Below are 13635 nucleotides of genomic sequence, written 5' to 3' on the forward strand. Positions count from 1 at the left end.
TTTTATTCTTCATCTTCTTCGATTTCTTCAACCCCTATTTCTGATGTTTCATCACTTTCATCAGCTTCTGAGAAAAAATCATCGTCATCATCTTCTTCTAATGCTTCAAGTTCTTCATTCTCTTTCTTTTTAACAACCTTAAAGTAATAACCTGCACCTAATGCTCCAACTACTACAAGAATCAGAATTAAGTATGTTCCCATATTACTACTCTCTTCTTTTTTCATTGGTTTAGCCTCTTCTTTTATTAGTTCTTCCTTTACAATCTCCTTTTGTGTTTCTTTCTTTTCAACCATGTTCAATAAGTCGTCTTCCGAAACTTCTGTTAAAAGCATTACATTTTCGCTATCTTCATCATGGTTAATGATTAGATGAAAAGTCTTTCCATTTTTAGTTGTAAAAGTTACAAACTGTCTTGCGTCTGCTGAATACATATCCGTAGACTTATTATCTTTACCATCGTTGTGGTGAATTGGATAATCTTTGTTTGCATTATCCTTATTCTCTGTAACAGATCCTCTTGCCTTTGATGGTGCTGACGCTACTCCTTTATTTGTATTTACAGGCTTGCTTGTTCCATCCATAGAAGACGTATCTCCATTACTTGAAGTCTGTTTAGGTGTTAGCTTATTCGGATAGCGAATTTCTTGCTTTTCTTCTTTTTTGCTAGTGTTTTCAGATGTCGTGTTTCCCTTTTTTGTCGCAGAATTTGAAGCAATTTGTTTTTCGCTACCTGTTTGTGTTCCTTTTCCGCTTGTAAAAGGAATTGAATTAGATGTAACTGTCTTTGATGGAGCGTTTCCTGTGCTTGATGATGTATTTTTTAGAGTATCAATTTTACTTTCTAAGCCTTTAATTCTATCTTCAAGCTTTGAAATATCCTTATCTGATATACCTTTTATCTTTTCATTTTTTCTATTTTCAAGCTTTTCTTCTAAGGATTTAATTTTATCATTAAGCTTATTGATTTCTTCTTTCTTATCATTAGAAATGTCTGCTTTATCTTTTAGCTCCTTATTTAGTTTATCCATTTCTTTTTCATAGGCTTTTAGGTCTTTTTCTAACTTTTCAATGTCTTTTCCTGTTAAAACAGTTTGCACAGAAACATCTTTTTTCTTCTTTTCCTCAGTTTGAGTAGCACTATCCTTTATATCTTTCTCAGTTTGAGTATTTTCATCTTTCTTTAGATAAGATACCTTTCTTATAATTTCATCATCTTTTCCCTTTACCTTATATGTGGCAAAATCATCAAGAAATTTCATATTATCAGGTAACATATCAAGTTCTGAAGCATCAAGAACATAGCCTACATCAAAAGTTTTAGTAAATTCTTTATATACCTTTCCATCTTCGAAAAAGTATTTTACCTTAACTTCTGCTTTAGTTTGTGTTGCTGAATCTTTTTTACTTTTATCATCTGTTTGTACTGAACTATCCTTTTTTTCAGTTTTATCAGTTTGCGTATCAACACTTGCCACTCTTGTAATTAAGTCATCTACATTAAAAGTTATATATGGAAGACCTGTATGGTATCTATTCCAAGTTTCAATGATGAGCTTATCCTTCTCAATCTTTATTTCTTTAAGATTGTTGATATTAGGATTGGCTTCCTTAACTTTATTTATAATTTCTTTTTTGGACTCTTCTTTTATTTCTCCATCATAATCAATCTTAGTTTTTACAATATCTCGATTCAGCTTATATACAGGTGTATCTAAGATATGGTAAATCTTATTATCGCTATATGTTCTAATATGCTCCTCAATAGAACCAACATAGTAGTCTTGATTGTTTTCTGTAAAATCTAAGAATATGCCGCTGCCAATATTTACATCTGAAGCTTTATAATAATTAAATTCTTTTTTGCTTGTAAATCTTGTATTCCCCGTTCTTTCGGTATCAAAATCAGCTTCTGTAAACATTTCATCATATCTATCAAATGATGTTAAATTACCCTCAAGTTTAAATTCCTTTAAAATATTTATCTTAAATTTCAGCTTATCCTCATAATATGACTTACTTATATTCTGATCACTTGTATTGTCAATCATATTCACAATAAATTTTGTTTTATACTGCCCATGATTATTATCGGCTCCCATAGCATATACAATATTTGATTTGTTTAGGTACACTGTTGCCACTAAGCCTACTAACACCAGTAAAGCAAGTATACTTGCTAAAATCTTTTTGTTACTCAACAATTTTTTCATCATTAAACTCCTTTTCTTGTTTTTGTTTTTTCTCTTCTTTTACTTTTCTCATTAAATCCTCAAGCGTGATGTTGTTTTCTCTACAAATCACGATGATTTCTTCGTTTTCAAGTTCTTCTTCTCGAATAAATAAAGGCTCTAATTCTTTATCAATCAGAGCCTTTTTATCAAGAAGTTTCTTTATTTTATTTTTCGTTAGTTTTAATTCTTTTCTCACATTCTGCCCTCCTTATCTGTTTACATTTGGTGGAAAGCCAAAGCCTACTGGATGATGTTTACAAAATGTTGCTATCCAATCATCCAAAGTTGTAACTCTAACAACACCGATGTTATCCATTACCTTACCATCACCAATATAAATGCCAACATGACCATAAGTAAGTCCGGCTTGACCACCACTGCTACTACTTTCAACAGCTACAAGCATTCCTACTTTTAACTTTGATCTATCAGAAGTAAATGTATGATTTCGATACATATCATTAGCATTTCCTCCGATATATCCAAGACCTGCATTTTGATAAACTTGTGAAACCCACATTGCACACCAACCTGCTCCAGGTGATGGAGTAATATATGCTGCATTTACAATTTTCTTTTGAACATCAGACGATGCTTCATATTCTTTTCCTCCACCAATGCCACCATTTTCAGTAATGAGATTGGTGTTTCCAAACATTTCACCCATATTTCCCTGTGCAAGGAATAGTGCTTCATAGTGTTTTAAATTATCTGGATAATCTCTAAAGACTTCTCTAATGACACTATCCATTTCCCTTTTATTTAGGGTAACAATGAGCTTTCTATATTCATAAGGTTCTTCGTGGCTCTCGGTATGTTCATTCCCTTCTTCATCGGTGTAAGTTTCAGTTACAGTCTTATATCTTATCTCTATTTCCTCTTTATAATCGACATGGTACATAGTCTTAAACAAATCATCTAGGATATTACTAACTTCAGACAAACTCTTTACTTCACCACATCTTGAGGTGATATAGGATAAAAGCTCATGAACATTATGACCAATATCTCCATTTTTATTTATGATGTACTCATCATATCCGGGATTATTCTTTTCTATATTTTCAAGCTCGCTATATAAGTCATTCTCCTTGTTTGAAAAACTTTGGTTAATCTCAGTTAAAACATTTGGTCTTGATAAATACGATGTTGTTAAAATGCTACTTGTAGAATTAGCAAATCCACCCATTGTCATGCTTGCAAAGTTAAATACAAAAGTTCCAAAAATAATTATGGCAGCTACTACTATTGCTGCTACTTTCGTTTTTCTTATGATAAAGTCTTTAGATACCTTGAATGTATCCATCAGTGTCTTTTTAACTCTATCTCTAATTCTTGTCTTATTTTGCTTATAGATAGCTGACTTCATCTGTTTCTTCTTTTGAAACTTCTTATAAGCATTTGCTTTTTTATATTGGTCAGTCTTCTTAACCTCGTCCATGCTTTTTCTAAACTCAAGCTTGGACTTTCTACTTTGAATTTTCCTATCGCTCTTTTCTAAATCATATAGCTTCTTACTTTTTCTCTTGTCCGAATAATTCTTTACGCCATGAATAAGTTTAGATGAACTTACTAAACCTTTTTCGGCAGCTTCAACCGATGCATTTTCATCACTACCAGATGATAGATAATCACTTGTAACCTCACCAAGTTTTGCGGCTCCAATCACACTCCCACCGACTAGGGTTTCTTTGTTATACCTTTTATAGAGCTGATTTTTCTTTTCCCTATCTTTGATGGCTTCTTTACCAGTTTTAGAAACTTTAGTATTATCTTCTTTTTTCTTATCTGTCCCTTTTCTTGTAAAGAGCTTATCAGAATAGTTCTTTCTTTTAAGTGACCTTTTCTGCTTTTCATAAAGTTTGGATTTTTTATTACCTAAAGGCTCATAGGATACATCGCTATCTCTAAAATCATTATCGTATCTATCAATGACACCATCACCATCTTGGTCTTTTGCCAAAGGATCATAGATACGATTTTCTTTAACCTCTGTTTGATAATCTGACTTAGCTACTTCCGTTTCAGCAAAATCACTCACAAGTTTTTTAGAATGTTTTCGCTTATTAACATTTACGCTCTGACTATTCAAACCATTATTAGTATTACCTACTTCTCTATTCCTATGAGTTTCTTTAGAAGCGGTATTTTCAAAAACTCTATAAGCATCTGAACTAACTTCTATCCTTTGGTTTTTCTCTGCAGACTCTACAATAGGCTTCATTCCACTATCAGTTTCAAAACTGTTACTTTGAAGATTTCTTTTTATAGCATTTTTGCTCTTGTTACTTGTGTCTATTTCACTAGTAATATCAGCCCTTTTACTTATCTTCTCGTGAATCTTATCTTGAAACCTATTTTCTTCTTTAACAACCTTGTCTCTATAATCATCTCCAGTTTTTCTTTTGTAATCTAGGACATCATCTGTTTCAGCCTTTGTGATTATTTTTTCTTCTCTTGCTCTTAACTTTTCATTTAAATCTCGCTTTCTTTTTTTACTCATAAGACGCTACCTCACTTCTTCAGGTTTTGTAGTCATCTTTTGATATAGGATTGTGTCTTTAGGAAAGTTATCTACAAAGGGAACAATGGTGTTCCCAAAGAAAATCAGACCTTCACCAGCTCTCGAATTGGTAACGAATTTTTCCTGATCTTTTGAGATTTTAAGCTTTACAACAAGCCAGTCTCTATCACCTGTTGCTTGATTAAGCATTAGAATAAAATCTGTATTATCGAAAATATTTTCAATTTCTTTACTTGCAAGTAGGTCTTTAACATTCTGTGTAATGCCTGTTGGAATACCTCCCCATTTTCTAAATCTCTTCCAGATTTCTACCGAATACTGTGAAGTCTGTTCATCTTTTAAAAGCAAATGAAACTCGTCAATGTAATACCTTGTGCTTTTGCCGGTATTTCTGTTTTGAGAAACTTTATTCCAGACCTGGTCTTGAATAACAAGCATTCCTATTTTCTTAAGCTGCGTTCCAAGTTCCTTAATATCAAAACAAATTAACTGCTTATTTAAGTCCACATTTGACTGATGATTAAAGACATTAAGACTTCCTGAAACATAGATTTCCATTTCTGTTGCAAGTTTCTTTCCTACCTTTTCTTCTTGTCCTTTTAACATATTGTAAAGGTCTTGAAGTATAGGCATATTTTCTGGTATTGGATTTTCAAAATACTTCTCATAAATTCTAGGTAAGCACCTATCTATAACAGATTTTTCTTCTGCTGTAAGACCACTACCACCAACCACAAGTTCAAGCATAGACATAATAAAATTCGCCTTATCCTTAAGTGGTGCATCACCATCTCCATAATTCATATTTATATCTAGTGGATTGAGATAGTCTTTACTCTTTGCACTAACCTTAATGACTTCTCCCTTGAACTGTTTAACAAGATTGCCATATTCACCCTCTGGATCACAGATAATGACATCATCATCGGTTGTAAGAATAGCATTTGCCATTTCACGCTTTGCAGAAAAGGACTTACCAGAACCAGGCGTACCTAGAATCAATCCATTTGGATTTTTAAGCATTTTTCTATCTGCCATAATCAGGTTATGACTTAGGGCATTTAATCCATAGTACAAGCTATTTGATGAGTTTATGAAAAGCTCCTCTGTTGTAAATGGTAAGAAGACTGCTGTTGATGATGAGGTTAACCCTCTATCTATTTCAATCTTATTTACTCCAAGAGGTAATACACTGATAAAACCTTGTTCTTGACTATGATCTAAGCGTTTAATCTTACAATTATGCTTACTTGCAATAGATGAAATTTGAGAAATAGTCGTATCAAGCTTTTGTACTGTCCTTGCAAAATTCATAAAGACAATCGTTACGATAAACATACGCTCATCTCTTGTCTGGAGATCTTTTAAAAGCATCTTGATATTATCTCCATAGGTAATTAAATCACTTGGCAAGATATCCATATCATAGCCACTTCTAACTGCCTTTTTATTTTCCTCAATTTTCATCTTATCAATATCTGTATTTTTTCTTTTCACCATCTTGATAGCTTCTGTCTGCTCAACTGCCTTGATATGAAAAGAAATATTGATGTTATCATCTATATCTAAAAATTCTGCAAGCATTCTATCCGATAGCTCACTTGCAAGTATTTGAAGATGACTTACAGCTCCAATATATTTACCAAACTTAAAATACTTACTCGGTACAAAATTAAAAGAATCTGGTGTAATCACCGTCTTTGTACTTTCTCTTGGTTTTAAGTCTTTATATGAAAAAGAAAAGAGTTTATCTGGATTTAAAATATCATGTAAGACTTTTAGTCTTTCTGTTCCAGTTAAGCCCTCAGCACGAACTCCCATACTCTTTAGATTTGACAATATATCAATCTCAAGTCGCTCAAGTTTTGCAGTCGCTTGCTCCAAACTATCCGCTTCAACTCCAAAGGTGATATACTTCGATTTCTTTAACCCATTATTTCCCTTTGCAAGCTGACTTTTTAACATCTCACGAAACTCTAATCGAATATCATCATAACCATCATTTTTATCCGGTATCTGAATAGCTGCTTTTAATTCATTATTTCTTCCAAGCTGATTGATATATGAAAACTCAATATCTACACTTGGATCAAACGAATTTAAGACATTCGCAAATTGATTGAAAATCAAATCCTTATCTTCTTCTAATGCAAGCTGATAGTTTATATCCTGAAATGCAATACACTTATTAAAGTGCTTTTCATCAAGCTGACATATCCCACTTTTTAGCATTCTCATATAAGGTATTGTGTCTTCAACAGTGTATCTCTTAGGCTCTTTCTTAAATATTAAGTCGATTAGAGAAGCTTTTTTCTTCTGCTTAGTCAACTTTTCTTTTTTCTGGTTTCTTTTGTTTTCCTTTAATACTTTTTGATTTTTTTCTAACTGCATTTGCTGTATTTTTCTTTTCTTGTTCAAGGTAAACCTCCTTTCTCACTCGCTTTTGTGGTTGATAAAACTTATGCAAATATATGTGCTTAAAATATTTCTCAAAGGTAAGTCCATCCTTTTCAAATAGTGTTACAAAGAAGATTGGAAGAGTTGATACAATTAAAAACAGTATCGCTATATCATTAGGCATAAACTTTCTCATAAATAAATAGACTGGTATACCAACCAGTCCAGCAAGTGTAAATCCAATTAATTGTCTTCTTGTAAGATTAAAGGCTACCTTTGTTTTTACCTTTTTTAAGTCCTTGGGAATTGGTACATAGCCCATAGCTTACCTCCCATCTTCTTTTTCCTTTGAAAATACTTCAAAATGCTCATAGCATGAAGCAACTTCATTTCTCATCTCTTCTAATTCCGATTCAATTAGTGCATTTTTCTGCTCTTGATAACAAAGAATAGATTTCACATCATTTCTTGTACTTTTTACTTCATCTTCTAAATTCTTTAATTTATTACTGTTAAAAATTGAGATAGTAAATGCTCCAATCCCTACTGCAATAATTGAAACAGGAAAAAACTTTTTCTTTACTTCTATCATTAAAAATCCTCCTTAATGTGCGTTTAATACACTCTTTGCAAGCGTTCCACTCTTTAACATCATTAGACCAAGAAGTAATGCATAGCCTAATATCATAAAGGTACTTGCATGTATGTCCGTTATCTTTATCGTCTTTACTAAAACTGCGTAAATACCCAAGCATATAATCAAGAATAAGCCTTGAAGCCCAATAGCAAATAGACCTTTGATATAGTTTGTTCCAATTTGTCCCCACTCCTTATTTCCCATAGTGGCAAATGGAATTGCTGAAACGGAAGCATAAACATATATCTCAAACATTCTGCCATAGACAACTAGCATAATGACTACCGACATAACCTGTATTGCAACTTTAACAAGCGAGGTTTCAAAGAGTATCATGACCAGTTCTCCAAGTCCTTTGTCTTTTAATCCCTCAACCATCTGAACAATTTGATCACCTGAAACGGTGGCAGAAGTATTGATTACTCCTGCCGCCTGATTTACAAGATGTTGTGCAACATCAAAGACTGCCATTGAAAATGTAAAGGCATGAGATACTAACCACACCGCTATCCACATCTTTATGATGTATTTGAAAAATTCAAAGGTATCCGTATCGTGCATATTGTTCTTTTGCATAACCATATTGATAAGCTCGATACAAAGGACTGCCGTAATGATTAGCCCTGCAATGGGAATGATAACGGAATCGTTAATGCTTTTAATAAAGCTGAAAACCTGTCCGTTCCACCCCATCGGTGTCTTTCCCACATCCGTTGCAATCGCACCAACTTTATCGTTGATGTCAAGAAACATGGACTCAAGATTTGCTTGGATACCGCCCAGTAGAAGATCTTTGAAAAACTCCTCTATCTTGTCGAATATCCCAAACATTTAATTTCTCCTTTTCTTCTTACTTGAGTACATTTGCAAGAAGTGGAATCAGCTTTAATCCGATTAAGACGATACCGCCTCCAGCCATAAGCTGCTTAATACCCTGAGATTTTGCACCCGGATTATCATTTCCATAACCTTCCATCAGGTTAATAACTCCCCATGCTCCAAGTCCTGCACCTACTGCCATAACTAAAATCTTTAATACATTTACCGCCTGTGTAAAAAATTCCATGATTTATTCCTCCTCGTTTTCTTCTTTCTTTTCAATCTTGTTATATGACTTCACAACAAAATTTTTGTAAGTCTTTCCATCTTTTTCACGCTTCTTAAAGTATCCAAAGATATGGATCAAATCGCCCTTTTCAAAGGCTTTTGCTGTTTCTGCCTTTTCTCCATAGGCTGCACAATTGATATATTCTTTACCTTTTCCATACTTTTTTACAAGCGTGAAGTTTGCAACCTCAACAGCTTCTCCATCTTTGTCAAAACTCGAAAAAGTTGGTTCTGCCAATAAATTGGCGTTGATGTTAATCATTCCTTGCTTCATTAAAAATTTCTCCTTTTCTTTTCAATAAAAAAAGCGACCGGAGTTTTTCTTTTCCAATCGCTGATACTCTTGCTATTTAGTTTTCCTTAGTGGGACTTCTTATCCTTACCATCTTTCCTCCTGATTTTGAGTAATAAAAAAGCAGCAAATCTATCTTTTAGACTTACTGCTTAAAACATTACTATAATTACATAAACAGATTGAAATCCACTTCATATCCAGAACTTTTCATTTCTTTTGCAAGTGGTATTTTCCACCCGCCATTACTATCAAAAGTTATATAAACAACCCCTGATATATCATTCGGTTTTTCAATGTCATCTTTTACTAAAGCACATACATTATTTCTTCCCAATTTAGAAATTAAAAATCCATGTTCAAAAACCACGTTCTGTCTTGCTCTACTCTTTATCTCCTTAGGACTATCTTTTTCGTAACCTTTATCACACGGAGTATATAGTACAATTCCAAAACCAACATTTGTGTATTTTTCTATTTTTTCAATGATAGTCATACCCGAACTTGACTGTTCGTGTAATATGATTGGTTCAAATCCAATCTTTTCTATGAAACGTGCAACTTCTTGCTTAGTTTCATTATCTCTTCCATGAACAATAAACACTTTATTTTTATTTTTATCTTTTTCTATTATTTCATCTTTATGCCTATCCAATATTGTATGTTGTGTTTTCTTACCTTCATCAAGTAATTCTTTGGTTACGTCAGTTACATATTTATCATATGTAAGTATGTCATTCGGTGACACATACATTATAAGTCCCTGTGGCATATTATCATTTTCATATTGAGATAACGACCTAACTGTTTGCTCCGTTGTCATTACCTTCAGTCTATTTATTTCTCGTTTATTTAACATATAACCATTAAAAACAAATTCCTCATTGTTAAGATATGGAATGACTATATCATTTAACACCTCATCCCTTGATTCCACATCTAAAACTGTAATTTCTTTATTTTGATTTGACTTGCCAATCTTTTCTTTAATTTCAACTAAAACTTGATAATACAATTACAAATACTCCTTTCACAAAATATAAAATAATAAATCATGTTATTATGTCGCTATATCAACTAGATTATAATCAATTATTTATTGCAAATTTCTTCAATATTTCTGCATCATCATTTTCCTTTTCTGGATATATTGAAAAACAAAAGCTTACACTCTTATCATTCTTAAAATGCTCAAACAATGATTTTCTTAAAAACTTTGCTTTATCTGCATTAAACATGCTTCTTTTTTGCCCCTCTGGATTTCTCTTTACATTCCTACAATATATCTTTCTTGGATCTTCTGCATCACTTATACTTAGTGAATTTACCATAGATATTTTTTCTATTTCAGAAATATGGTTTGGAACACTAATAGGAATATAACGTCCAAAATAATCAGTAAACTGACTTAATATGTCACCTAAATTTTCTGCATATTCTATTTCAAAGTATTCTCTCATAGTTCTTGTATCTACTAATAAACTATGACTATTTGCTTCACAAACCAAATCATTTGTCAAATCATTTGATCTCATAAAATGTAATTTTACCAATGCATATTTATTTTCTCTTGGTTCATTTTCAACAAATCTTTTTACTAAAACGATATACTCAATGCCCTTGTAGTTAAAAATAAAACTACATATTGTCCAATCAAGCCTTTCCATATCCTGCTTTAATAACTTTAAGTTTTCTAGCATAGTTTGTCACCTCATCAAGATATATTATCTAATATTTTAAAATGTATATATATTATTATACCAAATATACCCATGCCACATAAAGCTATAACAGAAAATATTACAATCTTGTAATTACTGTATTTCTATTCATCTTAACTTTGCCTTTTCTTCTAATGTATTCTTCAATATCAAACACATTCTTCTTATCATAGTCCTCCAAGAGCTTGTAGTTCTTATGCTTTGTAATATCGAATTTATCTGATAAAAACGGTCTGACCCCTCGAAGCTGAAAAATACATTTACTGCCATCCATAACTGTTATCTCGTCTTGGCTCATCAATTCTTTTCCTGTCTTTTGGTAATTCAGTCCATAACTATTGGCATTAGATCTTGTTTCCGATGTGTTATACAGATCTATGGTTTCTTTACCCAGTGTTTCAGACAGTTCTTTAAGTGTTGTCTTTTCCTTTCCACCAAGAAATAAAGTGCTATCGCAGTTGCCTACAATCGTATCTGCATTATCCTTGTAGATTGCCTTTAGCTGAGATTGTGCCTGCAAGATAATACTCGCTGAAATCTCTCTTGAACGGATTGTCGCTATTAACTTCTCAAACTTCGGAATTAAGCCAATGTTTGCAAACTCATCAAGCAAGCACCTTACATGAACAGGTAATCGTCCTCCATATTCATCATCCGCCTTATCACAAAGCAAGTTAAATAACTGCGAATACATAATAGACACCACAAAATTAAAGGTATCATCTGTATCAGAGATAATAACAAAAAGTGCTGTCTTTCTATCTCCCAGTGTATCAAGCTCAAGTTCATCTTCTTTCATCAAGTCCCTAAGCTCTTGAATATCAAAAGGAGCAAGCCTTGCACCACATGAAATAAGAATAGACTTTGCTGTTTTTCCTGTAACAACTTGTCAAGGACTTTCTAATCATTTTTATGGGTTTTTTTATCTTTTTCTTGCTCCATTTCCCTAAGCATTATCCTTTTCAATTTATCTTGCATGGTTTCAGTCACATTTTCATTAAAATGGACTACAACCTCGTAAGTTGCCTTTCCTATCTTCTTTATGGTCTTTGTTCCAGTATTTTGTTCATTTCTATTTTCGTGCATATTATTTTCCTCCTATTAGTTGCAATTAAAAAAGACGATAGAGTTTTATTTCTACCGCCTTTCACAAGTTTTATAGCTATTCACTGAATAACGCTTTACCATTTACATATTAAATTTTCAAATCCTTATTGTTCAGCATTCCGCCAAACATCGTATGATACATATCCTTGGAAGATTCCTCTATCTTTGTAATACTTGATATTTTATTTCCTGCATCTTTTGATGAAGCTCCGCAAAGATAAAAGGCTTCATTTTCTGTTCCATAGTCAATAGCAATATACCTATCGTGATATTTTTCCCCTGCGACTTTCATCTTAAGATTGATATTAGGGTAATCTTTTCTAAAATCGTTAAGGATATTTTTTGTAAGCATATCCTTGTTCTTCACATTGTCGCTAAAGACTATAATTTCAACATTGTCTTTTGCAGCCCTTAATAATTCTAAGGTTTTCAAGCCTATATAGTTATCTATTACATAAATGCTTTTCTTTGCAGACTTATATATTTTTGTATAAGCAACATCTGCTTCAATCTTATCTCCATTCATTAAAAGGAAATGCTTGTAAGTGTCTGGATCTATAAAATTATCCATCACCTTTTTCAAATCTTCTTTTGTAGCCATTTGCGACTTTATTTCAGCTATATCCTTTGTATTTTGATTTGTCTGTACTGCTATTTGAACTAATTCTTTTGAACCGATAAAATCTTGGTTTTCTATGATAAAATCTTTCATTTGCTTAAATGTTCTAACTAAAGCTCTGCTTTGCTTAACAGCAAGTTCACCTCTTAATACAGTCATCAGCATATAAATACCTTGTTCTGTAAAGGCATAAGGATTGTATTTAATATTACTTCCTCTACCAGTCCCTCTGTTCAAGGTGAAATTTTTGCACCTTGAAAGTTCTACCATTTCTTCGTCCGTTAATTGGAACATGAAGTCTTCACCTTCAAATTTTTCTGCGTTGTTTTTCACCTGTCTATTAAAGTTTTTTGTTTCATAACCATATATTTCAGCTAAATCTGCATCAAGCATTACTTTTTGCCCACGAATAAGATATATTTTTTCTTGTATAGTTTTATCATCTACAATAACTATCTCTTTATTTTCTTCTGCCATGAAATGCACCTCCAACATTATCTAAATTCTTTTCCAATTCGCCACGCACTGCGTAGCTTTTTGAATAAGTCTTATATTCTTTTATATTTTTCTACTCCGCCTTCAGCTTTTCCGATGTGTTCCACATTTTTTACAAGTCCCTTATTTACATTTTCATAAAACCATCTGCCAATCAATGCCGGCGGTGTTGCGATTAACTCTCTCAAAACAAATTCTTTGCCTTTCGGTAAAGAACTAATTTTGTTTAATAAGGTAGTATATAGGTCAGCATAGCTTGTATTTTCTTGTAAACTGCTACACTTACAATATTCAGTAACGCTTGGGAAACCTCCCTCTATTGCTTTTTTAGTTAAAATTTCAAGTTCTTCATCGGTTACAGTAAATTGAATTCGCATTTATATATCCTCTCCTTATAACTGAGTTTATTACCATATCACTATCATTTTATCATAAATACGATATTTTTTTCATACTGCAATTTTAAGCCCTATTTTACACTTAGCTATAGTCTGATACCTAT

The 13635-nt window shown here is 32.5% G+C and carries 13 protein-coding genes and 3 pseudogenes; all 16 read right to left on the reverse strand.

What is annotated here, in order from left to right; translation table 11 throughout:
• Window positions 1-2 precede the first annotated feature (2 nt).
• The gene (locus HMPREF3181_RS02280; RefSeq protein ID WP_068472598.1) at window positions 3-2213 is read right to left on the reverse strand and encodes a CD1107 family mobile element protein; all 2211 of its coding nucleotides are present in this window, start codon (window positions 2211-2213) and stop codon (window positions 3-5) included.
• Complete coding sequence (locus HMPREF3181_RS02285; protein WP_001224413.1) at window positions 2194-2430, reverse strand: hypothetical protein; 237 nt, start codon at window positions 2428-2430, stop codon at window positions 2194-2196. Before HMPREF3181_RS02285 ends, HMPREF3181_RS02280 begins: the two co-directional genes overlap by 20 nt.
• Before the next feature lie 12 nt (window positions 2431-2442).
• A pseudogene (locus tag HMPREF3181_RS02290) lies at window positions 2443-4260 on the reverse strand (CHAP domain-containing protein); the annotation flags it as partial.
• A 213-nt stretch (window positions 4261-4473) separates the two neighbouring features.
• Window positions 4474-4737, reverse strand: a pseudogene (locus HMPREF3181_RS08105) (CHAP domain-containing protein); the annotation flags it as partial.
• 6 nt (window positions 4738-4743) lie between these two features.
• Entirely contained in the window at window positions 4744-7176 is a 2433-nt protein-coding gene (locus tag HMPREF3181_RS02295; RefSeq protein ID WP_100207873.1) for a VirB4-like conjugal transfer ATPase, CD1110 family, read from the reverse strand.
• A complete protein-coding gene (locus HMPREF3181_RS02300; protein WP_003033666.1) occupies window positions 7079-7477 on the reverse strand; it encodes a PrgI family protein in 399 nt (132 codons plus the stop codon). The genes HMPREF3181_RS02295 and HMPREF3181_RS02300 overlap by 98 nt, the downstream gene beginning before the upstream one ends.
• A 3-nt stretch (window positions 7478-7480) precedes the next feature.
• Complete coding sequence (locus HMPREF3181_RS02305; RefSeq protein WP_003033658.1) at window positions 7481-7747, reverse strand: hypothetical protein; 267 nt, start codon at window positions 7745-7747, stop codon at window positions 7481-7483.
• Window positions 7748-7759: 12 nt separating this feature from the next.
• Window positions 7760-8623 (reverse strand): VirB6/TrbL-like conjugal transfer protein, CD1112 family, encoded by an 864-nt coding sequence (locus tag HMPREF3181_RS02310; RefSeq protein ID WP_068472602.1) that lies wholly within the window; start codon window positions 8621-8623, stop codon window positions 7760-7762.
• Between the two features lie 19 nt (window positions 8624-8642).
• Complete coding sequence (locus HMPREF3181_RS02315) at window positions 8643-8858, reverse strand: Maff2 family mobile element protein (RefSeq protein WP_000394208.1); 216 nt, start codon at window positions 8856-8858, stop codon at window positions 8643-8645.
• Between the two features lie 3 nt (window positions 8859-8861).
• Window positions 8862-9173, reverse strand: a complete 312-nt coding sequence (locus HMPREF3181_RS02320) for a hypothetical protein (protein ID WP_002843676.1) — start codon at window positions 9171-9173, stop codon at window positions 8862-8864.
• A gap of 187 nt (window positions 9174-9360) precedes the next feature.
• Window positions 9361-10206, reverse strand: a complete 846-nt coding sequence (locus HMPREF3181_RS02325) for a TIR domain-containing protein (RefSeq protein WP_002843668.1) — start codon at window positions 10204-10206, stop codon at window positions 9361-9363.
• A gap of 73 nt (window positions 10207-10279) precedes the next feature.
• On the reverse strand, window positions 10280-10891 hold the full coding sequence (locus HMPREF3181_RS02330) for a DUF6037 family protein (RefSeq protein WP_002843671.1): 612 nt from the start codon (window positions 10889-10891) through the stop codon (window positions 10280-10282).
• A 100-nt stretch (window positions 10892-10991) separates the two neighbouring features.
• Window positions 10992-11801, reverse strand: a pseudogene (locus HMPREF3181_RS02335) (VirD4-like conjugal transfer protein, CD1115 family); the annotation flags it as partial.
• Window positions 11802-11812: 11 nt separating this feature from the next.
• Window positions 11813-11998 (reverse strand): transposon-encoded TnpW family protein, encoded by a 186-nt coding sequence (locus tag HMPREF3181_RS02340; RefSeq protein ID WP_002843609.1) that lies wholly within the window; start codon window positions 11996-11998, stop codon window positions 11813-11815.
• A 109-nt stretch (window positions 11999-12107) separates the two neighbouring features.
• Window positions 12108-13115 carry an ORF6N domain-containing protein gene (locus HMPREF3181_RS02345; protein ID WP_002843613.1) on the reverse strand — a complete coding sequence of 336 codons (1008 nt, stop codon included), beginning with the start codon at window positions 13113-13115 and terminating at the stop codon, window positions 12108-12110.
• A gap of 71 nt (window positions 13116-13186) precedes the next feature.
• A complete protein-coding gene (locus HMPREF3181_RS02350) occupies window positions 13187-13510 on the reverse strand; it encodes a hypothetical protein (protein WP_004830093.1) in 324 nt (107 codons plus the stop codon).
• Between the last annotated feature and the right edge of the window lie 125 nt (window positions 13511-13635).

Source organism: Parvimonas sp. KA00067 (assembly GCF_001553085.1).
GTDB lineage: Bacteria > Bacillota > Clostridia > Tissierellales > Peptoniphilaceae > Parvimonas > Parvimonas parva.